The 23,775-nt window shown below is 73.6% G+C and carries 24 protein-coding genes and 2 pseudogenes; 11 read left to right on the top strand and 15 right to left on the bottom strand.

What is annotated here, in order from left to right:
- Positions 1–27: 27 nt before the first annotated feature.
- Together C6361_RS20165 and C6361_RS20170 are read right to left on the bottom strand one after the other, a co-directional pair.
- Positions 28–1,290: an acetyl-CoA C-acetyltransferase gene (locus tag C6361_RS20165; protein WP_107260598.1), complete on the bottom strand. Its 1,263-nt coding sequence runs from the start codon at positions 1,288–1,290 to the stop codon at positions 28–30.
- Between the two features lie 9 nt (positions 1,291–1,299).
- Positions 1,300–1,986, bottom strand: coding sequence for a TetR/AcrR family transcriptional regulator (locus C6361_RS20170; RefSeq protein ID WP_107260596.1), 687 nt, complete (start codon positions 1,984–1,986; stop codon positions 1,300–1,302).
- Positions 1,987–2,102: 116 nt separating this feature from the next.
- Between C6361_RS20170 and C6361_RS20175 the strand changes: the two genes are divergently transcribed.
- Positions 2,103–2,774, top strand: coding sequence for an NAD(P)-dependent oxidoreductase (locus C6361_RS20175; protein WP_107260594.1), 672 nt, complete (start codon positions 2,103–2,105; stop codon positions 2,772–2,774).
- 22 nt (positions 2,775–2,796) lie between these two features.
- On the opposite strand, the gene C6361_RS20180 is transcribed toward C6361_RS20175, so the two are convergent.
- Both C6361_RS20180 and C6361_RS20185 read right to left on the bottom strand, forming a co-directional pair.
- Positions 2,797–3,588: an SGNH/GDSL hydrolase family protein gene (locus tag C6361_RS20180; protein WP_369931443.1), complete on the bottom strand. Its 792-nt coding sequence runs from the start codon at positions 3,586–3,588 to the stop codon at positions 2,797–2,799.
- A gap of 38 nt (positions 3,589–3,626) precedes the next feature.
- A complete protein-coding gene (locus C6361_RS20185) occupies positions 3,627–4,652 on the bottom strand; it encodes an SGNH/GDSL hydrolase family protein (protein WP_107264222.1) in 1,026 nt (341 codons plus the stop codon).
- Positions 4,653–5,024: 372 nt separating this feature from the next.
- On the opposite strand from C6361_RS20185, the gene C6361_RS20190 reads away from it, so the two are divergent.
- Both C6361_RS20190 and C6361_RS20195 read left to right on the top strand, forming a co-directional pair.
- Positions 5,025–5,408: a YkvA family protein gene (locus C6361_RS20190; protein WP_234358910.1), complete on the top strand. Its 384-nt coding sequence runs from the start codon at positions 5,025–5,027 to the stop codon at positions 5,406–5,408.
- Between the two features lie 160 nt (positions 5,409–5,568).
- Positions 5,569–6,945, top strand: coding sequence for a cystathionine beta-synthase (locus C6361_RS20195; protein ID WP_107260590.1), 1,377 nt, complete (start codon positions 5,569–5,571; stop codon positions 6,943–6,945).
- Positions 6,946–6,982: 37 nt separating this feature from the next.
- On the opposite strand, the gene C6361_RS20200 is transcribed toward C6361_RS20195, so the two are convergent.
- Together C6361_RS20200 and C6361_RS20205 are read right to left on the bottom strand one after the other, a co-directional pair.
- On the bottom strand, positions 6,983–7,939 hold the full coding sequence (locus C6361_RS20200) for a S1C family serine protease (RefSeq protein ID WP_107268657.1): 957 nt from the start codon (positions 7,937–7,939) through the stop codon (positions 6,983–6,985).
- Between the two features lie 106 nt (positions 7,940–8,045).
- A complete protein-coding gene (locus C6361_RS20205) occupies positions 8,046–8,573 on the bottom strand; it encodes a GNAT family N-acetyltransferase (protein ID WP_107268658.1) in 528 nt (175 codons plus the stop codon).
- A 56-nt stretch (positions 8,574–8,629) separates the two neighbouring features.
- Between C6361_RS20205 and C6361_RS20210 the strand changes: the two genes are divergently transcribed.
- The gene (locus C6361_RS20210) at positions 8,630–8,929 is read left to right on the top strand and encodes an MmcQ/YjbR family DNA-binding protein (RefSeq protein WP_199853027.1); all 300 of its coding nucleotides are present in this window, start codon (positions 8,630–8,632) and stop codon (positions 8,927–8,929) included.
- Here C6361_RS20210 and C6361_RS20215 read toward each other — a convergent pair.
- The 5 genes and pseudogenes from C6361_RS20215 to msrA form a co-directional block, all read right to left on the bottom strand.
- On the bottom strand, positions 8,889–9,872 hold the full coding sequence (locus C6361_RS20215) for a ribonuclease Z (RefSeq protein WP_107271056.1): 984 nt from the start codon (positions 9,870–9,872) through the stop codon (positions 8,889–8,891). The genes C6361_RS20210 and C6361_RS20215 overlap by 41 nt on opposite strands.
- Before the next feature lie 372 nt (positions 9,873–10,244).
- Positions 10,245–10,325, bottom strand: a pseudogene (locus C6361_RS20220) (peptide-methionine (S)-S-oxide reductase); the annotation flags it as partial.
- Positions 10,326–10,363: 38 nt separating this feature from the next.
- The gene (locus C6361_RS20225; protein ID WP_107260580.1) at positions 10,364–10,654 is read right to left on the bottom strand and encodes a type II toxin-antitoxin system RelE/ParE family toxin; all 291 of its coding nucleotides are present in this window, start codon (positions 10,652–10,654) and stop codon (positions 10,364–10,366) included.
- Positions 10,651–10,935, bottom strand: a complete 285-nt coding sequence (locus C6361_RS20230; RefSeq protein ID WP_107268659.1) for a type II toxin-antitoxin system Phd/YefM family antitoxin — start codon at positions 10,933–10,935, stop codon at positions 10,651–10,653. Before C6361_RS20230 ends, C6361_RS20225 begins: the two co-directional genes overlap by 4 nt.
- Before the next feature lie 94 nt (positions 10,936–11,029).
- A complete protein-coding gene (gene msrA / locus C6361_RS20235; RefSeq protein WP_107268660.1) occupies positions 11,030–11,689 on the bottom strand; it encodes a peptide-methionine (S)-S-oxide reductase MsrA in 660 nt (219 codons plus the stop codon).
- A gap of 191 nt (positions 11,690–11,880) precedes the next feature.
- On the opposite strand from msrA, the gene C6361_RS20240 reads away from it, so the two are divergent.
- Entirely contained in the window at positions 11,881–12,453 is a 573-nt protein-coding gene (locus C6361_RS20240) for a hypothetical protein (protein WP_107268661.1), read from the top strand.
- On the opposite strand, the gene C6361_RS20245 is transcribed toward C6361_RS20240, so the two are convergent.
- Positions 12,443–12,856, bottom strand: a complete 414-nt coding sequence (locus C6361_RS20245) for an HIT family protein (RefSeq protein WP_107268662.1) — start codon at positions 12,854–12,856, stop codon at positions 12,443–12,445. The genes C6361_RS20240 and C6361_RS20245 overlap by 11 nt on opposite strands.
- 23 nt (positions 12,857–12,879) lie before the next feature.
- Here C6361_RS20245 and C6361_RS20250 point away from each other — a divergent pair, with 23 nt between their 5' ends.
- Together C6361_RS20250 and C6361_RS20255 are read left to right on the top strand one after the other, a co-directional pair.
- Positions 12,880–14,022: a cystathionine gamma-synthase gene (locus tag C6361_RS20250; protein WP_107268663.1), complete on the top strand. Its 1,143-nt coding sequence runs from the start codon at positions 12,880–12,882 to the stop codon at positions 14,020–14,022.
- Positions 14,023–14,069: 47 nt separating this feature from the next.
- Positions 14,070–15,470 (top strand): amidase, encoded by a 1,401-nt coding sequence (locus C6361_RS20255; RefSeq protein WP_107260569.1) that lies wholly within the window; start codon positions 14,070–14,072, stop codon positions 15,468–15,470.
- Here the strand turns inward: C6361_RS20255 and C6361_RS20260 are convergent.
- Complete coding sequence (locus C6361_RS20260; protein WP_107268664.1) at positions 15,467–16,750, bottom strand: hypothetical protein; 1,284 nt, start codon at positions 16,748–16,750, stop codon at positions 15,467–15,469. The two genes, C6361_RS20255 and C6361_RS20260, sit on opposite strands and share 4 nt — an antisense overlap.
- 201 nt (positions 16,751–16,951) lie before the next feature.
- Between C6361_RS20260 and ilvA the strand changes: the two genes are divergently transcribed.
- Complete coding sequence (gene ilvA / locus C6361_RS20265) at positions 16,952–18,172, top strand: threonine ammonia-lyase (protein ID WP_107260565.1); 1,221 nt, start codon at positions 16,952–16,954, stop codon at positions 18,170–18,172.
- A 51-nt stretch (positions 18,173–18,223) separates the two neighbouring features.
- Here the strand turns inward: ilvA and greA are convergent, their stop codons facing one another.
- Entirely contained in the window at positions 18,224–18,721 is a 498-nt protein-coding gene (greA, locus tag C6361_RS20270) for a transcription elongation factor GreA (RefSeq protein ID WP_107260563.1), read from the bottom strand.
- A gap of 227 nt (positions 18,722–18,948) precedes the next feature.
- Positions 18,949–19,383, bottom strand: a complete 435-nt coding sequence (locus C6361_RS20275) for a DUF4307 domain-containing protein (protein WP_107260561.1) — start codon at positions 19,381–19,383, stop codon at positions 18,949–18,951.
- Between the two features lie 204 nt (positions 19,384–19,587).
- Here C6361_RS20275 and mca point away from each other — a divergent pair, with 204 nt between their 5' ends.
- The 3 genes and pseudogenes from mca to C6361_RS38260 form a co-directional block, all read left to right on the top strand.
- Complete coding sequence (gene mca / locus C6361_RS20280; RefSeq protein WP_107260559.1) at positions 19,588–20,469, top strand: mycothiol conjugate amidase Mca; 882 nt, start codon at positions 19,588–19,590, stop codon at positions 20,467–20,469.
- A 56-nt stretch (positions 20,470–20,525) separates the two neighbouring features.
- Positions 20,526–20,831, top strand: a complete 306-nt coding sequence (locus C6361_RS20285; protein ID WP_107260557.1) for a hypothetical protein — start codon at positions 20,526–20,528, stop codon at positions 20,829–20,831.
- A 1,001-nt stretch (positions 20,832–21,832) separates the two neighbouring features.
- Positions 21,833–23,773: pseudogene (locus C6361_RS38260) on the top strand (putative bifunctional diguanylate cyclase/phosphodiesterase); the annotation flags it as partial.
- Between the last annotated feature and the right edge of the window lie 2 nt (positions 23,774–23,775).

The following is a 23,775-nucleotide window of genomic DNA, read 5'->3' on the forward strand; positions in this document are numbered from 1 at the left end:
GACGGCCGGCCGGGCCGGTGGGTCAGCTCAGCTCAGCCGCTCCAGCACCATCGCCATGCCCTGGCCGCCGCCGACGCACATGGTCTCCAGCCCGACGGTCCGGTCGTGCCAGTCCAGGGCGTTGAGCAGGGTGCCGGTGATCCGGGCCCCGGTCATCCCGAACGGGTGCCCGACCGCGATCGCCCCGCCCATCACGTTGAGCTTCTCCAGCGGGATGTCGAGCTGCCGGTACGAGGGGATCACCTGGGCCGCGAACGCCTCGTTGATCTCGACCAGGTCGACGTCGTCGATGGTCATCCCGGCGCGCCGCAACGCCTGCCGGGACGCCTCGACCGGACCGAGTCCCATGATCTCCGGGGAGAGCGCGGTCACCCCGGTGGAGACGATCCTGGCCAGCGGGGTGATCTCCAGCTCGCGGGCCCGTTCCGCGCTCATGATGACCACGGCGGCCGCGCCGTCGTTGAGCGGGCAGCAGTTGCCGGCGGTGATCCGGCCGTCGGGGCGGAAGACCGGCTTCAGCCCGGCCACCCCCTCCAGGGTCACCCCGGCGCGGGGGCCGTCGTCGGAGTCGACCCACTCGCCGGAGGGCAGGGTGACCGGGGTGATCTCCCGGGCCCAGAAGCCGTCGGCGATGGCCTTTTCCGCGAGGTTCTGGCTGCGTACGCCGAACTCGTCCATCTCGGCCCGGCTCACGTCGTACGCCTGGGCGAGGTTCTCGGCGGTCTGCCCCATCGTCAGGTAGATGTCCGGCAGTCCGCCGTCGAGCCGGGGGTCGGTCCAGACCGGCGCGCCGGCCTCGGTACGGGCCGCCGAGCGGGCCCGGGCCGCGTCGAACCTCGGGTTCTGCCAGCCGCCGCCGACGAGTGCCTGTGCCTCCGGCGGCAGGGCGTCGGAGTTGCCCCGGGCGTACCGGGAGACGCACTCGACGCCGGCCGAGACGAAGACGTCGCCCTCGCCGGCCCGGATCGCGTGGAACGCCATCCGGGTGGTCTGCAACGAGGAGGCGCAGTAGCGGGTGAGGGTGGCTCCGGGCACCGTGTCCAGGCCGAGCAGGGTGGCCACCACCCGGGCCATGTTGAAGCCCTGCTCGCCGCCGGGCAGGCCGCAGCCGAGATAGAGGTCGTCGATCTGGGCCGGGTCGAGCTGCGGGATCTTGTCGAGGGCCGCCTGCACGATGGTCGCGGCCAGGTCGTCCGCGCGCAGTTCACGCAGGGAGCCCTTGTGGGCCCGGCCGATGGGGGAGCGGGCGGTTGCGACGATAACGGCTTCGCGGGGGGACGCGGTCGACATGAACCAACGTTAACCCGCTTCGGCTCCGGGGTCACCAGCGGGCGAGCCGCCCCGCCGCTCCGCCGGGCCGGGGGCAGGCGGGGCGGACGGGTACGGCATGGCCGCGACCAGTTCCCCGACGAACCGGTCGGGATCGTGGTCGAGGAGTTGCTCGCCGGCCGGACCGAGGAAGGCGACCAGGAAGGCGCGGTAGAAGCAGGCGCCGAGGAAGAGGTTGGCCAGCGCCACCGGGTCCGCCGTCGGGGCGAGCCGGCCCCGCTCCCGCTCCCGCCGGAGGTACTCGGCGAGGACGGCGTTCGCGTGCTGCGGCCCGGCGCCCGTCTGGCGGAACAGTTCGCGCTGCCGGTCGAGCAGTACCGGTTCGGCGAAGAGCGCCATGGCGAGCTGTGCCGACTCCTCGTAGACCCGGAGCATCTGGTGGCCGAGTTCGGTCAGCCGGGCCGGGACGGTGCCGCTGCCGGCCTGCTCCGGCAACTGGACCATCAGCCCGATGAACGGGGCGAGCCGGATCCGCAGGACCGCGAGGAAGAGGTCCTCCTTGCCGGTGAAGTGCTTGTAGAGGGTGGCCTCGGAGTAGCCGGCGACCCGGGCGATCTCCTTGGTCGTGGTGTGCGCCAGCCCCCGCTCCCGGATCACCGTCGAGGCGGCGGCCAGGATGCGCTCGCGGGTCGCCTCGCCTCGGCCTCTGCTGGTCATCGCTCTCGTTCCGTCGGTGTCCGGCGGGGGTGGATCGACCCCGCTTGACAGGTGGTGAGTGCTCACTACTCTAAAGGTAAGTGAACACTCACTACCCCTCGGGAGCTGGGAGCGACATGAAACTCACGGTCTTCGCGGCCAGCGGCGGGATCGGCCGACACCTGCTCCGGCAGGCCGTCGCCGCCGGTCACGACGTGACAGCGGTGGTACGCAGCCCGGCGAGCCTGGCCGGCGAGCCCGACGCCGTACGGGTGGTCCCGGCCGACCTGAGCGACCCCGACCCGGCGGTACTGGCCGACGCCGTGCACCGGGCCGACGCGGTGCTCTCCGGCCTCGGCCCCCGGTCGATGGCGGAGAGCGGGGTCGCCTCCCGGGGCACCCGCGAGATCGTCACCGCGATGCGGGCCCGGGGCGTACGCCGGATCGTCGTGGTCAGCGCCGCCCCGATCTCCACCGTCGCCGCTCCGGGCCGCCCGAAACCACCGCCCGACCCGGGTGAGGGACCACTGCTGCGGTACCTGCTGGGTCCGGTCCTCAAGACCGTGCTCCGGAAGCCCTACGCCGACCTGGCGGCGATGGAGGAGCTGCTCCGGGAGAGCGACCTGGACTGGACCGTCGTACGGCCGCCCCGGCTGACCGACAAGCCGCTGACCGGCGCCTACCGCACGGCGTACGGAAGGAGTGTCCGGGGCGGGCTGGTCGTGCCGCGCGCCGACGTCGCGCACTGCATGCTGCGGGCGCTCGAACAGCCCGAGACGATCCGGCAGGCGGTCGCCGTCGCCACCTGACCGCCGGCCGGGCCGGGCGGAACTACCGCTGCCGGGTCCCGGCTGCGGCCCGGGCCACCGCGGGGAGCATGGCGTGCGCCCAGACCCGGTAGCCGTCGGCCGACGGGTGGTAACCGTCGTGGCAGAGCGTGCCGGCGTCGGCCCGGAACACCGCACCGGTCTCGGCGGCGAGGTCCACCACCGTGCCGCCGGCCTCCAGCACGGCGACGGCCTGCGCCCGGGCGGTCTGCCGGCCCAGCCAGCCGGCGACCTGGCGCAGCGGGGGTGCGATGGCCCGGACCGCGCCGAGGTCGGGACAGGTGCCGACCACCACCCGGACGCCGGCACCGCGCAGCCGCCGCACCGCCGCACCGAGGTACGCCGCCGCCTCCGCCGGCCGGCGCAGCCCCACCACGTCGTTCGCGCCGACCAGGATCACCGCGACGTCCGGGCGCTCGCCGAGCAGCGCCCGGGCCACCTGGGTCGCCAGGTCGGTGGAGCGGGAGCCGGAGACGCCGACGCTGGAGAGCCAGACCTGACGCTCACCGGCGCCGCCCGGCCCGGCCCCCTCGGAGAGCAGCCGGGCGAGCTGCCCGCCGACCGTGTCGTCGGCCCGGTCCACCCCGACCCCGAGCGCCGCCGAATCGCCGAGCAGCACCAGCCGCAGCGGCGGCGCGCCGGCCCGGCCGACCGTGGAGCGCAGCGCCAGGCCCAGCTCCGGGCGGGCGTACCGCCGGCTGCGGGCCACGAACGCCTCGCCGGCCAGTAACGCCATCCCGCCGACCGCACCGGCGAGCAGCGTGACCGCGGCCCCCCGGGCGATCCGGGTCGTCATCCCGTACGTCGCCGTGCCGCTCGTCATGTCGAGTCCGGTCATGCTCGTTCCTCTACGGTGGAGGTTGTCGCCTCGTCCAGCGGTGCCGGTGTCTCCGGTGGGCCTCCAGTCTCTCCCGTCCGGGGGTGGCCGAACCAGGCCCCACGGCGGCGCAGCTGTGCCCACCGCCCGCCCGGGCCGTGCTCGTGCCCGCCGACCCGGACACCCCGAACCTCCGTACCGGCGTGCCGGGCCGCCTCGTGGGCGGCCGCCGGCAGCGACCGTACGCCCTGGTCGACGGCGAGCGAGGGGCGCCGCTCGGTACCGGCGCCGAGCGCGGCCAGTACGGTCGGCAGCAGGACGGCCGCCGCGATCGCGTACCCCTCGGCGGAGGGGTGGAAGTGGTCCCAGGCGAACATCCGGGTCGGTTCGGCGGCGAACCGGGGACCGAGCAGGTCACCGAGGGAGACGGTCAGGCCACCGGCCTCGACCACCGCGACGGTCTGCGCGGCGGCCAGTTGCCGGCTCCACCGCCGGGCCAGCCAGCGCAGCGGCGGCTTGATCGGCTGGATCGCGCCGAGGTCGGGACAGGTGCCGACCACCACCTGGGCGCCGGCGGCCCGCAGGTCGCGTACCGCCTCGACGAGGTAGCGGACCGCCACCGCGTGCGGGGTACGGTTCGTCACGTCGTTGCCGCCGATCAGGATCACCGCCACGTCCGGCTGGCGCTCCAGCGCCGCGTCGACCTGCGGGCGGAGCCCGGCGGAGAGGCAGCCGACCACGGCGAACCGGTACAGCCGGACCGGTCGACGCAGCCGGCGGGAGGTGCCGGTGGCGAGCAGCGCCCCGGGCGTCTCCCGGGGCCGGTGCACCCCGTAGCCGGCGGCGGAGGAGTCACCGAGGATCACCATCGTGATCGGCTCGCCCGGGAACTTGGCGCCGTAGACACCGTCGCCGCGCGGCGGCGGCGCCTCGGCCAGCGGGATCACCCGGCGGGCCTGCCGGGCCTGCCCGAGCAGCAGCCCGTAGCCGGCGGCGGTGGTGAGCGCGGTCAGTCCCACGCCCAGGGCGGTCGCCTTCGCCACCCGCCGGGCGACCGGCCAGGCCGACCACTCCGGCTGGGCCGGCTCCGCCCCCCACGCCGTCCGGTGCCGCCGCGCCGGCCGCCGCGGCTGCCACCGCGACGCCAGGTTCCGCTGCCGCGACCGTTGTCGCCGTGTCGATCCGGCCGGACTCATCAAGGCCCCCCGCCTGTCACGCCGTACCCTTCGCGACCTTCGAGATTAACCCCGGTCGCCCACCTCGCGCTGTCGGCGTTCCGCCTCCGCCGAGGGTGGCGGTCGGGTACCCGGCGAGCGCCGGTTCATCGCCGACCGTCCGGCGTTTCTCCGATTCCGACCGGATTTCGATCCCGACCGGATTTTCCCGACGAGCGGTCGGTTGCGTTCGGATGCATCATGAACTCAGAGGAGGGCGCGGACATGGCCACCAGGACACTTCGACGAACTGCCGCCTTCAGGGCGCTGTTCCGGGCACTGACCGCCGGCTCCCGGGGCGGACCGTCGCTGGGCAAGCGGATCGCCGCCCTGCCCCGCATGATCGCGGCGACCGCCCGGGGCGAGTACGACGGCGGGCTGCGGCTCGCCCTGATGACCGCCGCGACCGCGTACGTGCTCTCCCCGGTCGACGTACTCCCGGAACTCACCCTGCTGATCTTCGGCCTGGCCGACGACGCGGTGATGGTGACCTGGCTGGCCGGTGCCGTACTCGCCGAGACGGAACGCTTCCTCGCCTGGGAGGCCGCCCGGGACTCCGTGATCCCCGGCCGGGTGGTGCACTGACCCCGCCCCGGGCCGGGGAACCCCGGCCACGGGCCGGGCCGGCGGCACGTACGCTGGCGGGAGAACCCACCATCCTTCGCCCCGACCGCACGCCACCAGCACCGACCCTGTGCCCGGCCAGTGCCGTCCGGCCGGCGAGCACCGAGAAGGGCACAACGTCGTGCGCTACTACGACAACGTCATCGAGCTGATCGGTGACACCCCGCTGGTCCGGCTCCGGCAGGTGACCGCCGGAATCCCGGCGACCGTCCTCGCCAAGATCGAGTATTTCAACCCGGGCGGTTCGGTCAAGGACCGCATCGCGCTGCGGATGGTCGAGGAGGCGGAGCGGGCCGGGCTGCTCCAGCCGGGCGGCACCATCGTCGAGCCGACCAGCGGGAACACCGGCGTCGGGCTGGCGCTGGTGGCGCAGACCCGGGGTTACCGGTGCGTCTTCGTCTGCCCGGACAAGGTCAGCGAGGACAAGCAGAACGTGCTGCGGGCGTACGGGGCCGAGGTGGTGGTCTGCCCGACGGCGGTCGCCCCGGAGGACCCCCGCTCGTACTACAACGTGTCGGACCGGCTGACCCGGGAGATTCCGGGCGCCTGGAAGCCCAACCAGTACGCCAACCCGGCGAACCCGCGCTCGCACTACGAGACCACCGGTCCGGAGCTGTGGGAGCAGACCGGCGGCCGGATCACGCACTTCGTGGCCGGGGTCGGCACCGGCGGCACCATCTCCGGTACCGGCCGCTACCTCAAGGAGGTCTCCGGCGGGGCGGTACGGGTCATCGGCGCCGACCCGGAGGGCTCGGTCTACTCCGGCGGCACCGGCCGGCCGTACCTGGTCGAGGGGGTCGGCGAGGACTTCTGGCCGGAGACGTACGACCGGGGCATCTGCGACGAGATCGTGGAGGTCTCCGACAAGACCTCCTTCGAGCTGACCCGGCGACTCGCCCGCGAGGAGGGGCTGCTGGTCGGCGGCTCCTGCGGGATGGCGGTCGCCGCCGCCCTGGAGGTGGCCCGGAAGGCCGGCCCGGACGACGTGGTGGTGGTGCTGCTGCCGGACGGCGGCCGGGGCTACCTGTCCAAGATCTTCGACGACGAGTGGATGGCCCGGTACGGCTTCATGGACACCAGCGCCACCGAGCCGACCGTGGCCGACGCGCTGAACAGCAAGCCGAACGGCATCCCGGAGCTGGTCCACGTGCACCCGACCGAGACGGTCCGGGACGCCGTCGACTACATGCGGGAATACGCCGTCTCGCAGCTTCCGGTGCTCAAGGCCGAGCCGCCGGTGGTGACCGGCGAGGTCGCCGGCTCGATCGCCGAACGGGATCTGCTGGACGCGCTCTTCACCGGCCAGGCGAAGCTGCACGACACCATCGAGCGGCACATGGGGCCGCCGCTGCCGATGATCGGCGGCGGGCAGCCGGTGAGCGAGGCGGTCGGGCTGCTGGAGAAGTCCGACGCGGCGCTGGTGCTGGTGGACGGCAAGCCGAAGGGCGTACTCACCCGGCAGGACCTGCTGGCCCACCTGGGTGCGCACTCCCGCTGACCCCGGCACCCGCCCGGCGCCGCGCGCGGCTGGACCGTCAGCGGGCCAGCTCGGCCGGTACCGCGATCACGTCGACGAAGGCGCCCCGGCGCAGCAGGGTCATCGGCAGCCGGGTGCCGATGGCCGGGCCGAGCATGAGCCGTTGCAGGCTCTGCCCGTCCGCCACCGGCCGGCCGCCGGCCGAGATGATCACGTCGCCGAGGTAGATCCCGGCGACCCCGGCCGGGCTCTCCGGGACGACCTCCACCACCCGCAGCCCGCGCCGCTGGCCGGTGCGCTCGGCCACCGCCGGCGGCAGCGGTACCGGCACCCCGGCGACGCCGAGCCAGGCCCGCCGGACCCGTCCCGAGGTCACCAGGTCGCCGATGATCTGCCGGGTGGTGGAGTTGATCGGCACCGCCAGGCCGAGGCCGTACCCGGCGACGGCGGTGTTGATCCCGACCACCCGGCCGGCGGCGTCGGCCAGCGCCCCACCGGAGTTGCCGGGGTTGAGCGCGGCGTCGGTCTGGATGACGTCCTCGATCAGCCGGACGACCCGGCCGTCCCGGGCCGGCAGCGACCGGCCCAGCCCGGAGACCACCCCGGCGGTGACCGAGCCGGCCAGCCCCATCGGGTTGCCGACCGCCACCACAAGCTGCCCGATCCGCAGCGGGTCGGCGTCGCCGAGTTCGGCGGGCGGGGCGGCGGTGGCCCGGACCCGGAGTACGGCCAGGTCGGAGAGGGGGTCGGTGCCGACCACGTCGAACCGGGCCTCGGCGCCGTCGCCGAAGGTGGCCTGCCCGCCGGCCGCCCCGTCCACCACGTGCGCGCTGGTGAGCAGGAACCCGTCGTCGGTGAAGGTCACCGCCGAACCGGCTCCGGCGCCGCGCGGACCGCGTACGGCCAGCGCGGCCACGCTGGGCAGCACCCGGGCGGCCACCCCGGTCACCACCTGGGAGTACGCGTCCAGAGCGGCCCGCTCGGCACGCTCCGGTTCTGCTCGTTCGGTGCTCATGTGCCGGTCAACGCCGGCCAGACCCCGGTCGATCCCCGGCGCCGCTGCGCCCAGAGCGAAATCCGCCGACCCGTCCCGTCCGGGCGGGAGCCGTCGTTGACCCGCGCTACGGCAGGTCGCGGGCGTAGCGCAGCTGTGGGGTCAGCACCGGGCCGATCGCGCCCTCCCGCTCGACGCCGTCGGGCACCCAGCCGCCCCGGGCGTAGAAGTTCCGGGCGTGCGCGTTGTCGACGAGTACCCAGAGCACGGCCCGGCGCCAGCCCCGGGCGTGCAGCTTCGCCAGCGCGTCGACCATCAGGGTCCGGCCCACCCCGTGGCCCTGCACGGCCGGGTCCAGGTGGATCGCGTACAGCTCGCCGACGTCCGGGCCGGCCGAAACGGGTTCGGTGGGGTCGTGCGGCCCGAGATAGGTGAAGCCGAGCAGCCGGCCGTCCCGTTCCGCCACCGTCATCAGGTGGGTGTCCCGCTCGTAGGTCCAACGCTCCGCCCAGTACCGCCCCATCATCTCGCCGGTCTGTGCCGCCAGCGCGTCCGCCGGGATGATCTCCCGGTACGCCGCCGCACGCGATCTGTGGTGCAGGTCGCCGATCGCCAGCAGGTCGGCGGTCACCGCCGGGCGCAGAGTGAGGGTCATTAGTTGATCGTAGTAACGTGGCCGATATGGTCACCTGGGACAGAGTGTGTGATCTGGTGTCGGTGCTACCCGAGGTGGAACAGGGCATCTCATACGGGACGCCCGCCTGCAAGATCCGGGGCAAGCTCTTCGCCCGGCTGCTGGAGGACGGCGAGCGGATCGCGATCTTCACGCACGAGCGGGAGGCGCTGCTCGCGGCGGCGCCGCAGACCTACACCGTGCCGGCGCACTACGCCAACTATCCGATGGTGGTGGTCGCGCTCGACACCGCCGATCCGGTCGAGCTGAGCGAACTGCTCACCGAGTCGTGGCGGATCAGGGCGCCGAAGCGGCTGGCGGCGACCCTGCCGCGCTGACCGCCACCCGGGGCGGCACCGCCACCCGGGCCAGATCCTCGGCGATCACCAGGTCACCGTCGAAGTGCTCCCGGGCCTCGGCCGCGAAACGCTCGGCGGCCGGTGGCAGCCCGGCCCGGGACGTCGGGGCGTACCGCTGGGAGAAGTGGGTCAGCACGAGCCGGCGTACCCCGGACTCGGCCGCCACCCGGCCGGCCTGGGCCGCCGTCAGGTGGCCGACCTCGGCGGCGAGCGCGGCATCCTCGGCCAGGAACGTCGACTCGATCACCAGCAGATCGGCCCGGTCGGCCAGTTCGAAGACCCCGTCGCAGAGCCCGGTGTCCATCACGAAGCCGAACCGCTGGCCGGGACGCGGCGCGCTCACCTCGGCGAGCGTCACCCGCCGGCCGGCCACGTGGACGTGACCGGCCCGGATCAGCTCGCCGATCGCCGGCCCCCGGACGCCGAACCCGGCCAGCCGGTCCGGCAGCATCCGCCGCTCGTCCGGCTCGACCAGCCGGTAGCCGTACGTCTCGACCGGGTGCCGGAGCCGGCGGGCCAGCAGCGTGCCGGCGGAGGTCTCGAAGGTCTGGCCGTCCCGCAGCACCGGCAGTTCGCGCAGCTCGGCGGTCTCGTGGAACGAGCTGGCGTGCCACAGCCGGGCGAAGAAGTGCGCGTCGCCGCCCGGATAGTGCGCGTCGACCGGATGCGGCACCCGGTCCAGCGAGAGCCGCTGGATCACCCCGGGCAGGCCGAGACAGTGGTCGCCGTGGAAGTGCGTGACGCAGATCCGGGTCAGGTCGCCGGCCGGGATGCCGGCGAACATCATCTGCCGCTGGGTGCCCTCGCCGGGGTCGAAGAGGATCACCTCGCGGTCCCAGCGCAGCAGGTACCCGTTGTGGTTGCGGTGCCGGGTCGGCACCTGGCTGGCCGTGCCCAGCACCGCCAGCTCACGTACGGACACGGCGGCCTCTTCGAGGGGGTACCGGTCGACGGCGTCGGCGGTCGACCGGAGAAATGGTCGACCCCCGGGGTTCCGCGTGACGGTCGTCACGCGAGGGCCGGCTGGACTGTGGCCGGCTCGCCCCGGGGGTCGGGTGGCTGTCGTGGATTCGCCGCACCGCTGCCACACGGTCTCGACGACTTGCAACTGCCCGCTTGCGGCGGACACCGAAACTGTCAAGGACAGCGGCTAGCGGACAGCCACCTCACGAGTCCTGTTGCTATACAAAGCTCGGACCACCTCCCTTCCCGTGTACGGCCACGCTATCCATCCCCGGACGGCCCCGGCAACGGTTTTTGGCCACACTTCCGCGCGGAGGGCGGGTCCCGGCGGTTACGCCCCGGTCCGAGCCACCCCGACCGGGCAGGTCGGCCCGTTCGGCCCGTGGTTGCAGTACCCGTTCGGGTTCTTGGACTCTGACGAACAGTGATGTGCTGATTCGCGCCTTCGAATCAACGCGACCGGTAGGCGTCGGCGCGATGTTCTATGGCCGTCACGGTCACGACGCGGTCGTCCTCGTCGATCTCGTAGAGGACTCGATACGTGCCCCGTCTGGCCGACCAGGTTCCCTGGAACGGTGGCAGAAGCAGTCGTTTGCCGACGCGATGCGGGTTGTCGAGGAGGGCGGTGGTGATGAACTCGTAGACGGCTGCGGCGATCTTCTCTGGCAGCCGCCCGGCCAAGGCGCGTGCGGCCGGCCCGGCGACCTGCAGTCGGTAGCGGTCGGAGGCCGGGCCAGTCACCGTGCCTGCTTCGACCGCTTCGCCATCAACGCCGCGAGTTCGTCGGCGTCGAGAACGTCACCGGCTTCGACGGCTGCCTTGGATTCGGCAAGTTGCCGCATGGCTTCAGCGCTGGACAGGACCTCCAGCGTCTCTTCCAAAGCCGCGAGATCGTCGGCGGAGATGAGTACCGCGGCGGTGTGGCCGTGTTTGGTGATCTCTATCCGCTCATGGGTCGAGGTCACCTCGTCGATGAGTTCTGAGAGGCGGTTGCGAGCGTCGGTGAAGGGCACGACAGTCATGCTCGAAGTATAGGCAGTTACTGGCGTGAAGTCTGTACAAATTTGAGGCTTGGTGGATCAGGCTACCGGGCCGATGGCCCGGTAGCCTGCGGTGCTACGCGGTCTTGGCCACGCCAACCGGACAAGTCAGGCCATTGGGGCCATGATTACAATAACCGCCCGGGTTCTTGGTCGGCGCCAGGTACTGCTGGTGGTAGTCCTCGGCGTAGTAGTAGTCGCCCAGCTCGGCGATCTCCGTGGTGATCTCGCCGTGCCCGGCCCCCGCCACGATCGGCGCGAACGCGTCCCGGGACGCCCGGGCGACCGCGGCCTGCTCCTCGGTGGTGGTGTAGATCGCCGACCGGTACTGCGTGCCGACGTCGTTGCCCTGCCGCATCCCCTGGGTCGGGTCGTGGTTCTCCCAGAAGACCTTGAGCAGGTCCTCGTAACCGATCTTCGAGGGGTCGTAGACCACCTGGACCACCTCGGCGTGCGCCGTCCGGCCCGAGCAGACCTCCTCGTAGGTCGGATTCTTCGTATAACCGCCCGCGTAGCCCGCGGAGGTGGAAATCACCCCGGGCAGCGTCCAGAACAGCCGCTCGGCTCCCCAGAAACAGCCCATCCCGAAGACGGCGACCTGGGCACCCTCGGGCCACGGGCCCCGCAGCGGGGTACCGAGCACCTCGTGCCGGTCGGCGATCGGCATCGCGATCGGCCGGCCGGGCAGGGCCTGGTCGGGGGTGGGCAGCTCGGCATTGGTGCGCCGTAGGAACACGATGGAACTCCTCTCGTACCTCTGCCGGGTGTAACACGACACGCACCCGGATCCTTACCCGCCCAGGCCCGCACCACCCCCTCGGGTTCACCCGGCCGGGGGAGCCGGATGGCGCTGGGGCGGGAGGTGCCGGTGGGTGCTCCGGCGGATCGTGGGATCCGGCGGGCAGGCCGGTCGGAGGGGGCGACGAGATGACGGTGCAGACCACGGAGGTGCCGCGCTGGGCGGTCCGGGCGGCGTACGCGGTGCCGCTCTGCGTACTGCCGTCGGCGCTGTCCCGGCTGGCCCTGCTCGCCGGGCTGCTCGACGGCGGCGGCACCTCGGTGACCGTCACGCCGGCCGAGCGGCTCTACGTGCTCTCCCTCAGCCTCGTCTCGATGGGGCTGGCGCTGCTCACCGTCGGCCTGGTCCGGCCCTGGGGCGAGCGGCTGCCGGGCTGGCTGCCGCTGCTGGGCGGCCGGCGGGTGCCGATCCGGGCGGCGGTGGTACCGGCCGTCACCGGGGCGGGCGTGCTGATCGGGCTCTGCGGCTATCTGCTGGTCGAGTCCCTGTTCGACCTCGTCGGGCCGGTCCGGCCGGCGATCGGGGAGGCGGGCACGGCGACGCTGGAGGGCAGCGCGCAGGTGGTGGTGGCCGTCACGTACGCGCCACTGGTGGCCTGGGGGCCGCTGCTGCTGGCGGTCGCCGTCGCGTACCACCGGCGGCGGAGCCGGGGCGGGCGGGCGACACCGGGGCGGGCCGCCTCCGCCGCGGCTACTCGGTGAGCGCGGCGGCGATCCGGTCGGCGTACGAGCCGGCCTCGGCGTCCGAGGCGTACTTCGTGCGGGGCCAGAAGAAGCCGCGCAGCCCGTCGCCCTTCGTCCGCGGTACGACATGGGTGTGCAGGTGCGGCACGGACTGGGAGACCCGGTTGTTCATCGCCACGAACGTCCCGCCCGCGCCGAGCCCCTCCTCGACGGCCACGGCCAGCCGCCGGACCAGCCGGAAGTAGCCGGGCAGCGCCTCGTCCGGCAGCTCGCCCAGCGTCTCGACGTGTGCGCGCGGCACCACCAGTAAGTGCCCCCTGAACACCGGGCGGACGTCGAGGAAGGCCACCCCGTCGGGGGAGTCGACCACCCGGAACGCCGCCGCGCCCGCCACGATCCCGCAGAACACGCACCCCGCCACCAGTGCAGGCTAGCCTTCTGCAAATGAGTCACGGCTTCGAGACACTCGCCATCCACGCCGGCCAGGAGCCGGAGCCCCGCACCGGGGCGGTGGTGCCGCCGATATACCAGACCAGCACGTACGCCCAGGACGCCGTCGGCGCGCCCCGGCTCGGCTACGAGTACAGCAGGTCGGGCAACCCGACCCGGGACGCGTTGCAGGAGTGCCTCGCCGCGCTGGAGGGCGGCCCGGTCGGGCTCGCCTTCGCCAGCGGGCTGGCCGCCGAGGACGCCCTGCTGCGTACCGTCTGCCGCCCGGGGGACCACGTGGTGATCCCGGACGACGCGTACGGCGGCACGTTCCGGCTCTTCGCCCGGGTCGCCGAGCGCTGGGGACTGAGCTGGACGGCGGCCCGGATCTCCGACGTCGACGCGGTCCGGGCGGCGGTCCGCCCCGGCCAGACGAGGGTGATCTGGGTGGAGACCCCCACCAACCCGCTGCTCGGGATCGCCGACATCGCCGGGCTGGCCGCGCTGGCCAATGACGTCGACGCGCTGCTGGTCGTCGACAACACCTTCGCCTCGCCCTACCTCCAGCAGCCGATCGCGCTCGGCGCGGACGTGGTGGTGCACTCGACGACGAAGTACGTCGGCGGGCACTCCGACGTGGTCGGGGGCGCCCTCGTCGCGGCCAGCGCCGCGCTCGGCGAGGAGCTGCGCTACCACCAGAACGCGATGGGCGCGGTGAACGGGCCCTTCGACGCCTGGTTGACGCTGCGCGGGGTGAAGACCCTCGGGGTACGGATGGACCGGCACTGCGACAACGCCGAGCGGATCGCCGACTATCTCAACGGGCATAGGGCGGTGTCCCAGGTGCTCTACCCGGGCCTGCCGGAACACCCCGGGCACGAGGTCGCGGCGAAGCAGATGCGCCGGTTCGGCGGCATGATCTCGTTCCGGGCGGCCGGTGGCGAGGAGCACGCCGTACGGATTTGCGACCGGGCGAAACTCTTCGTGCTCGCCGAGTCACTGGGCGGAGTCGAGTCGCTTATCGAACATCCGGGCCGGATGACACACGCAAGTGCCGCCGGCTCGCCGCTTGAAGTTCCCGCCGATCTCGTGCGACTGTCTGTCGGCATCGAGACCGCCGACGACCTACTCGCAGACCTGGAGCAGGCGCTCGGATGACCGCTGTCCGGCCGCCCGGACGGCGCTGCGGACAAGCCGATGGGGAGTTGGCCGTGCAGGACATCACGCCGAACTGGGTGGGCGCGACCGCGAAACAGATCGCCCGGGCCGTCCGTCGTGGGGACGCCTCCGCCACCCAGGTGGTGGCGGACCACCTCGACCACATCGACCGGGCGGACCGCGAGCTGTCCGCGTTCCGGGTGGTCCGGGGTGGCGAGGCGATCGTCGAGGCCGAGAAGGTCGACGAGCAGGACGACCTGGCGAACCTGCCGCTGGCCGGGGTGCCGATCGCGGTCAAGGAGAACACCGCCGTCGCGGGGCTGCCGACCTGGAACGGGTCGGCAGCCGCGCGTACCCCGGTCGCCGAGTCCGACCACGAGGTGGTCCGGCGGCTGCGCGGCGCCGGAGCGGTGATCGTCGGGGTGACCCGGATGCCCGAGCTCGGGCTCTTCGGGGTCACCGACGACGAGACCGTGGCGACCCGCAACCCGTGGGCGACCGACCGGACCCCGGGCGGCTCCTCCGGCGGTTCGGCGGCGGCCGTCGCCTCCGGGATGGTGCCGATCGCGCACGGCAACGACGGACTCGGCTCGATCCGGATCCCGGCCGCCTGCTGCGGGCTGGTCGGGCTCAAGCCCGGCCGGGGCGTCGTACCGAGCCAGCTCGGCGCCAACGACTGGTACGGCCTCGCCGAGCAGGGCATCCTGGCCACCACCGTGGCGGACGCGGCGGTCGGCTTCGCGGTGCTCGCCGGACGCCGGCCGGACAAGCTGGTACCGCCGGAGCGGCTCCGGGTCGCCGTCTCGCTCCGCTCACCGGTGGCCGGGGTACGCCCGGACCAGCCCAACCGGGACGCGGTGGGCGCCGCCGCCAAGCTGCTGGCGGTGGCCGGACACGACACCGTCTCGGTCGACCCGGTCTATCCGACCTCGCTGGGGCTGCGCGGCGTCGCCACCTGGCTGGCGGCGGCGGCGAACGAGGTCGAGGCGGCCGGTCTCGACCCCGCCACCCTGCAACGGCGCAGCCGCCGGCACGCCGCCCTCGGCGGCTGGGCACAGCGCCGTGGCCTGGTACGCGAGCAGGACCGCACCCGGTGGCGGGAGCGGAGCGTCAACTTCTTCGGCGACCACTCGGTCGACCTGATGCTCACTCCCGCGCTGGCCAGCGCCCCTCCGCCGGCCCTTGGCTGGGCCACCCGCTCGTGGCGGTCCAACCTGCTGACCTGCATCCGCTACGCGCCGTACGCCGCGCCGTGGAATCTCGCCGGCCTGCCGTCGCTGGTCGTACCGGTCGGGCTGCGCCCGGACGGGCTGCCGGTCGGAGTGCAGCTGGTCGGCCCGCCCGGCTCGGAGCTGCTGCTGCTCGGCGTGGCCGGGCAGTTCGAGCTGGCCGGCCCGTGGCGGCGGCACGCGCCGGACTGGCCCCGGGTGCCCACCCCGGCCGGCTAAGCGCCGCCGCCCCGGCCGGACCGGAACGACGGGACCGGGCGACGGGGCCGGACCGGCACCCCGGACCGGCGGCGCCGGGTGGTCAGCCACGGCGCGGTCGGCTCGGGCAGCAGCACCGGACCGGTGGGCGAGAGGGTACGGCCGTCGACCGTCACCGTGCCCCACCGCCCGGGTACGGGCACACCGTGCAGTACCGCCGGGCCGGGCTCGGTGCCGACCGTCGGGGTGAGCCGCTCCCGTACCTCGATCTCGGCCAGCGGCATCACCTCCGGACCCTCGCCGGCGTAGACGTACACCCGGTCGACGCCCTGGTGCAGCAGTACGCCGCTGACCGGCTGCGGCCGGCGGAAGAACCGGCGCCCGGCGCGTACCCGGGCGGCAGCGCGCCAGCCGACGCCGAGCCCGAGCAGTGCGAGAACCACCACGAGGGCCAGCCACGGCGTCAGGTCGTACGGCTCGGTGACGAGCTGCCGCAGGCCGGCGTCGTCCACCGCCAGCTCGACCGTGGAGCCGACGGGATAGGCGGCCGCGTCGAGGACGGAAAGCCGCGCGGGCGGCCGGCCGGCGGGGAGGTCGAGGTCGACCTCTGCCCAGGACGGGTGCGCGCGCACGGTCGCGGTGACGATCTCCGCCCGGCGCTGCTGGTCGTCGACCTCGCTCTGCCGCAGGCCGGTCCAGCCGGCGACGACCAGCGCGGCGACGAGCAGCAGGGTGGCGGCGACCGAGGTACCCAGCGGCGGGCGGGGCAGCCGTGCCGGCGACGGCGGTACGGCGAGCCGGGCCCGCCGGTGCCAGTCGCGCAACCCGGCCCGGTACCGCGCAGGGCCCCGGGCCAGCCGGGCGAGCAGCCCGCAGCCGACCGCGTACCCGACGAGCAGCGGATAGAACCACGGCGGCAGGTGCTCGGACTGGGTCAGCTCGTAGCCGAGCGTGACGGCCAGCGACGTGCCGGCCGCCGCCCCGGCGAACTCCAGCCGCACCAGGGCGAGCAGCGGCAGGCTGCCGACCAGCCCGAAGATGACGTTGCCGACCCGGTCCGGGTGGCAGGGTGCCGCCACCGTGCAGGCGGTGGCCGGGACGACGACCAGGAACAGGCAGCAGAGCAGCACTCCGGCGCCGAAGCCGAGCCACCCAGCGTACCGGGCCAGCGACTCCGCCCGGCCCTGCGGCTCGGCCGCCAACCGGAGCCGGATGACGTCCCGCCAGGGCAGCGGTGGCGGTTGCGCGCCGTCCAGCGCCGCCGGACCCTGCTCGGAGATCGGCTCGGTACCGGCAGACATCTGAGGCTCCGTCCCCGTCTTCGGTCCGGCCCGCCGACGGCCGGTCGGGGCACCGGGCGGGGGTGACGCCGTCCGAACGAACGGCCCGAGCGAGAGGGTAGAACGCCTCGACGATCGTCGACGGCGGCCGGCGGGGTGACCTCCGGCACGCCGGTACCGCCGACGCGAACACCCCGGGAGCGGGATGCGACGATCTGGGGCATGACGGAGCTGGTCGGACTCGCCGAGGTCGCCGCCGCCCGCGAACTGCTCGCCGACGTCGTCCGGGTCACTCCGCTGGAGCCGTCCCGGCCGCTCTCCGCCGCGCTGGGCGGACCGGTCTGGCTCAAGTGCGAGCACGTGCAGCGGGCCGGGTCGTACAAGGTGCGGGGCGCGTACGTGCGGATCGCCCGGCTCTCGGCGGCGGAGCGCGACCGGGGGGTGGTGGCGGCCAGCGCCGGCAACCACGCCCAGGGGGTGGCACTCGCCGCCGGGCTGCTCGGCGCCGCCGCCACGGTCTTCATGCCGGTGGGCGCGCCGCTGCCGAAGGTGGCGGCGACCAAGGGGTACGGCGCCCGGGTGGAGCTGGTCGGCAACACCGTCGACGAGTCACTGGTCGCGGCGGAGGACTTCGCGAACCGTACCGGTGCGGTCTTCATCCACCCGTTCGACCACCCGGACGTGATCGCCGGGCAGGGCACGGTGGCGCTGGAGATCCTGGAGCAGTGCCCGGAGGTGCGGACCATCATCGCCGGGGTCGGCGGCGGCGGACTCGTCTCCGGGATCGCGGTGGCGGCCAAGGCGCTCCGCCCGGACGTACGCGTGATCGGGGTGCAGGCCGCCGGTGCCGCCGCCTTCCCCGCGTCGCTGCGGGCCGGCGAACCGGTACGGCTGCCCGCCTTCGCCACGATCGCCGACGGCATCGCGGTCGGCCGGCCCGGTGAGGTCACCTTCGCGCACGTCAGCAAGCTGGTGGACGAGATCGTGACGGTAGCCGACGAGGACATCTCGCGGGCCCTGCTGATGCTGCTGGAACGGGGCAAGCAGGTGGTGGAGCCGGCCGGGGCGGCCGGGGTGGCCGCGCTGATGTCCGGCGCGGTGCAGGTCGAGCCGCCGGTGGTGGCGGTGCTCTCCGGCGGCAACATCGACCCGCTGCTGATGCTGCGGGTGATCGAGCACGGGCTCGCCTCGGCGGGCCGCTTCCTGCGGATCACCGTGCGCTGCGCCGACCGGCCCGGCCAGTTGGCGTCGCTGCTGGGCATGATCGCCGAGCACCGGGGCAACGTGGTCGACGTGGTGCACCAGCGGCAGAACCCGCACCTGCGGCTCGGTGAGGTCGAGGTGGCGCTCTCGGTGGAGACCCGGGGCTCCGAGCACTCCGACCGGCTGATCAGTGCGCTGCGCGGCTGCGGCTACCAGGTCGACGTCGCCCAGCCGGGCTGAGCCGGCTGGGTCGGACGTCCCGGCCCGCCGCCTCCGACGGGCCGCTGCCGGTCAGCCGCCGTACGCCTCGAACCGGACCACCGTCACCTTGATCTCCGCGCCGCTCGGCGCCGTGTAGGTGACGGTCTGGCCGGGCCGGGCGCCGAGGATGGACTTGCCGAGCGCCGACTCCGGGCTGTAGACGGTCAGGTCGGTGGTCGCGGCGATCTCCCGGGAACCGAGCAGGAAGGTCTCGGTGTCGTCGGTGTCGTCGTCGAAGTGGATCGTGACGACGCAGCCCGGCGCCACCACGTCCGCGGCCGGCGCCTCGCCGACCTGGGCGGTACGGAGAAGTTCCTGTAGCTGACGGATCCGGAACTCCTGCTTGCCCTGTTCCTCCCGGGCGGCGTGGTAACCGCCGTTCTCCCTGAGGTCACCCTCTTCGCGCCGGGCGTTGATCTCCGCGGCGATCGCAGGACGGCCGGCGATCAGCTCGTTGAGCTCCGCCTGCAGCCGGTCGTAGGCCTCCTGCGACAGCCAGGTGGCTGCCTCGCGGTCGGTCGTGGACACAGACGATCTCCTCGGGTAGTCGTGGACAGGGACGAATTACCAAGTTACCAGTGCGCTACACACCGGACGCCACGTCATTTATCGGTGGCCGGCGCAGGCCGGGGCGCTGCGGGCGGCCGGAACGCCGTCGCGCCGGGTGGCTCGGGCCGCCGGTCGGCGAGGCTCGGGAGCGCGGTTCGGCCGACCGTCGGGGCGGCCGGTGCCGGCCGGCGGTCAGCCGTTCGGGCTCATCCGGTGGGGCGGCAGCGGAGCACCTCGCCGAGGATCGGCCGGGCCGTGGTGACCAACCGGTGCCGGGCGGTCAGGTGCCGCTGCCCCGGCTCGGCGTCGACCCGTACCTCCTCGCGGGCGACCTCGGCGCCGTCCTTGGAGCGGGCCCGGAGCACGCAGATCGCCGAGCCGCCGGCCGGCACGGTGACCCGGAAGTCGAGCACGAGCTGGCTGTCGGTGATCTCGGTGTAGGTGATCACCTGGGCGTCGTAGTTCGGGTCGCCGTACTGCCGGTAGAGGCGGTAGGAGACGGCGCTCATCACCACCAGCAGGGCGACCGCCAGCAGTGCCGCGACCCAGGGCCGGCGGCGCCGCTGCGCGCGGCGGTGGCCGTACCGGCCGGGTGGGAACACCGGGGCGGTCGGTACTGGTGTGGCGGGCGTCTCGGACACCGGCGGGTATCTCCTGGGACTGTTGTCGGTGGCATCGGCAAGAATGGGTACGCCCATCTTCTCATCGGCGGCCGGGCCGGCTCTGGCAGGTCCGCCACCGGTCGGCAGACCACGGGTCAGCAGACCACCGGTCAGCGGAGGGCGGGCGTTCGAGGGGGACGGGGGGCCGAGCCCGGCCCGGGGCATCACGAGGGAGCACCTGAGTTGGCAGAACAGCTACGTCTGATGGCCGTGCACGCCCATCCCGACGACGAGTCGAGCAAGGGCGCGGCGACCATGGCGAAATACGTCGCCGAAGGGGTGCAGGTCCTCGTCGTCACGTGTACCGGCGGCGAGCGGGGCAGTGTCCTCAACCCGAAGCTGGACCGGCCGGACGTCTGGGCCAACATCGCCGAGATCCGCCGGGCCGAGATGGACGCCGCCCGGGCCATCCTCGGCGTCGAGCAGGCGTGGCTCGGCTTCGTCGACTCGGGGCTGCCGGAGGGCGACCCGCTGCCCCCGCTGCCGGAGGGCTGCTTCGCGCTCCAGGACGTCGAGGTCGCGGCGGCGCCGCTGGTCAAGCTGATGCGCGAGTTCCGTCCGCACGTCGTCACCACCTACGACGAGGACGGCGGCTACCCGCACCCCGACCACATCATGTGCCACAAGGTCAGCGTGGCGGCGTTCGACGCGGCCGGTGACCCGGAGCGCTTCCCGGAGTCGGGTGCTCCGTGGCAGCCGTTGAAGCTCTACTACGACATCGGCTTCTCCAAGGCGAAGATCATGGCGCTGCACGAGGCGATGCTGGCCCGGGGCGCGGAGTCGCCGTACGCGGAGTGGCTGGAGCGGTGGGAGGACCGGCCGGACAAGGGGCCGAGGATCACCACCCGGGTCCCCTGCGCGGACTACTTCCCGGTCCGCGACGACGCGCTGCGCGCCCACGCCACCCAGGTCGACCCGGACGGCTTCTGGTTCCACGTGCCGATGGAGTTGCAGCAGCAGGCCTGGCCGACCGAGGACTTCGAGCTGGTCCGCTCGGTCGTCGACAGTCCGCTGCCCGAGTCGGACCTCTTCGCCGGGGTTCGGGAGACCGCGCAGGTCCGGTGAACCGAGGCTAGGCGTACCGTAAGGGGGTAGGCCGCCACATCGGAGGATTTCCAGTCATGCTTACCGCTGCGCAGGTGCTCGCGGAGAACAACTTCGGTGACACCCGGACCGGCGGCCTGGCCGGACCGATGGGTCTCTTCCTGATCACCGTACTGGCTATCGCCACGGTTCTGCTGATCCGTAACATGAACGCCCGGTTGCGCCGGCTGCCCGAGCGCTTCCCGCACCAGCGGGACGACGAGCCGTCGGCGGCCGAGCCGGGCGACCCGGAGGCGTCTGCCGAGGCGCCTGCGGCGGAGGAATCTGGTGGAAGCGCTCCCAATGCCCCCCAGCAGGACAGGAACAGCCAGTCCGCGCCATGATTCACGCTAATCCGGCCAGGCGCCCCCTGTTGCGCTCAATCGGATTGGCTTAGCCTTCCGCCGGGGGACCAAAAGTCCCCGCACCGTGCGCGGGAGGGGGCGCCGATGAGAACCAGACCCGACGCCCAGCGCCGGTCGCGGCACGGCCACGTCCCGAGACGGCCACCGGCGAACGGCGGCGATCCGTGACGTCCGGGCGTCGGTCCGGGCGTTTCCTCGCCCTGGTCGGCATCGCGTCGGCACCCCGTCGGGTGCGCGTGCTCACCCTCACCGTCCTGCCCGTCGCGGTGACCCTCGTCGCGGCCGGTCTGCTCATCCCCACCGACCTGCCCGCCGACGACCCGCTGCCGGCGATGGCCCGGCTCGGCATCGCCACCGCCGTGATGGCGACGGCACAGCTCTTCCGGCTGCGGTTCCGGGTCGGTTCGGGCCGGGTCAGCGTCACCTGGGGCGAGGCGTCCCTCATCATCGGCCTCTCCCTGGTCCCGCCCGGCTGGCTGCCGGCCGCCGCCCTGCTCGGCGCGGTGCTGGCCTGGACGCTGCTGACGATCTTCGTGGACCGGCGTTCGTCGCTGGACGTCGTACACAGCGCCGCCTCGCTGACCATCTCCGTCGCGCTCGCCGTCACGGTCGCGCTGACCGTCGCCGGTGCGCTCGGCACGCCCGTACCGGACGTGCTCGGCACCCGCCTCGTCACCGAGCTGACGCCGCCGCTGATCGCCGCGCTCGCGGTCGGGTCGATGACGTACCTGCTGGTCACCGCCGGGCTGGCCGGATTCACCCTGTCGCTGCGGCACGGCGAACGGCTCTGGCCGGCGCTGCTGCGCGCCCTACAGGGCAAGCTGCTGATGTTCGTCGGCAACGTCTTCGTCGGGCTGGCCGTGGTGGCCGTGGTCGAGTACGACCCGCGCTGGCTGCTCTTCCTGCCGCCGGTGCTCTGGCTGCTCCAGCAGACGTACAGTCAGCGGCTCCGCGCCGACGACGAGCGACGCGCCTGGCGGGCCCTTGCCGAGGCCACCGGCGCGCTCAACCAGCTCGACGAGCACGGCGTCGCGACCGCCGGGGTGGCCGGCCCGCTGGCCCTGTTCGGCGCGGAGTGGGTCGAGGTGGACGTGCGGCGCGGCGACGGGCGGTGGCGGCGCTACCGTGGCGAGCCGGGCGGTCCGGTGGTGCACCGCGACCTGACCACCGCCGAGCGGGCCGACAGCGGCGAACGGGCCGGCTTCCCGGCGCCGCCGGACGACGGAACCGCCCGGCTGCCCTTCGCCAGCCGGCTCGGCCTGGATCTGGCCGCGAGCCAGGTCGGCGGCGACCTGTCGACCGGCCGCGCTGCCGGCATCGACGGTCGGGCCGGCGCCGAGCACGGTCCGGCGGCCACCGGACGGGCCGACCAGGAGCTGACCCGGCCGCTTGTGGTGGGCAGCTCCCCGGTCGGCGAGCTGCGGGTACGCTTCCCCCGCTCCGCCCCGCCGAGCCAGCGGGAGCAGGACGCGCTCTCGGCGTTCGGCGACGCGCTGGCGGCGGCCCTGCACGACGCGGCGACGCACCGCCAGCTCCGGCTGGTGACGGCCCGCTCGTCGTACGAGGCGGTGCACGACGCGCTGACCAACCTGATCAACCGGGCCGCCCTGCTGAGCAAGGGCGACCTGGCGCTGCACCAGCTCGGCCACGACCACCCGGTGGCCCTGCTGCTGCTCGACATCAACCACTTCAAAGAGGTCAACGACACGCTCGGGCACGCGGCCGGCGACGAGCTGCTCCAGGTGACCGCCGACCGGCTGGACGCGCTGGTCCGCCCCGGTGAGCTGCTGGGCCGGCTCGGCGGTGACGAGTTCGCGCTGCTGATCCCCTCCCCGGCGGTACTGGCCGAGCCGGCCACCGACCGGTCGCCGATGCCGAACGTGCTCCGCCGCGCCCGCGAGATCGTCGAGCTGCTCGCCACCCCGATCGAGGTGGCCGGGGTGCGGATGTCGGTCGAGGTCTCCGTCGGGGTGGTGGTGGCCGGTGCGGGTACCGCCGACATGACCGAGCTGCTGCGCCGGGCCGACATCGCGATGTACCAGGCGAAGCAGGGCGGCGGCAGCGTCGCGTCGTACGACAGTGCCCGGGACGCGGCCAGCACCGACAAGCTCGCCCTCCTCGCCGAGCTGCGCGAGGCGCTGGACGTGGACGACCAGCTCGAGTTGGCGCTCCAGCCGGCGGTGGACCTCTGCACCGGGGAGCCGACCGGGGTGGAGGCGCTGATCCGCTGGCGGCACCCCCGGCGGGGCCGGCTCACCCCGGCCGACTTCGTCCGGACCATCGAGGGCAGCGAACTGCTCGGCGCCTTCACCCGCTATGTGGTGGACAAGGCGCTCGGCGTCGCGGCCGACTGGGCCCGGCACGGTCTCGACGTACCGATCTCGATCAACCTGTCGGCGCGCAGCCTGCTCGACCCGAGGCTGCCGGCCGAGGTGGCCGAGTCGCTGCGCCGGCACCAGGTGCCGGCGCACCGGCTGGTGCTGGAGATCACCGAGACGGTGGTGATGAGCGAGCTGGAGGTCATCGACGAGGTGCTCTCCGCGCTGCGCGCGATGGGCGTGCAGTTGGCGGTCGACGACTTCGGCACCGGCTTCTCCTCGCTGACCTTCCTGACCCGGATCTCGGTGGACGAACTCAAGGTCGACCGGTCGTTCGTGATGAAGATGGCGGAGTCACCGGAGGCGGCGGCGATCGTCCGGACCACCGTGGACCTCGGCCGCGAGCTGGGGCTGCGGGTGGTGGCCGAGGGGGTGGAGACCGCCGACCAGCGGGCCGCGCTCGCCGAGCTGGGCTGCACCGCCGCGCAGGGCTACCACTTCTTCCGGCCGATGCCGTCGGACAAGATCGTCGCGGTGCTCCGGTCGCTGCTCGACTCCGCGCAGGCGCGGATCCTGCCGCTGCGCGCCGACGGCGCCTCGTAGCC

The sequence above is a fragment of the Plantactinospora sp. BC1 genome (assembly GCF_003030345.1).
Taxonomy (GTDB): domain Bacteria; phylum Actinomycetota; class Actinomycetes; order Mycobacteriales; family Micromonosporaceae; genus Plantactinospora.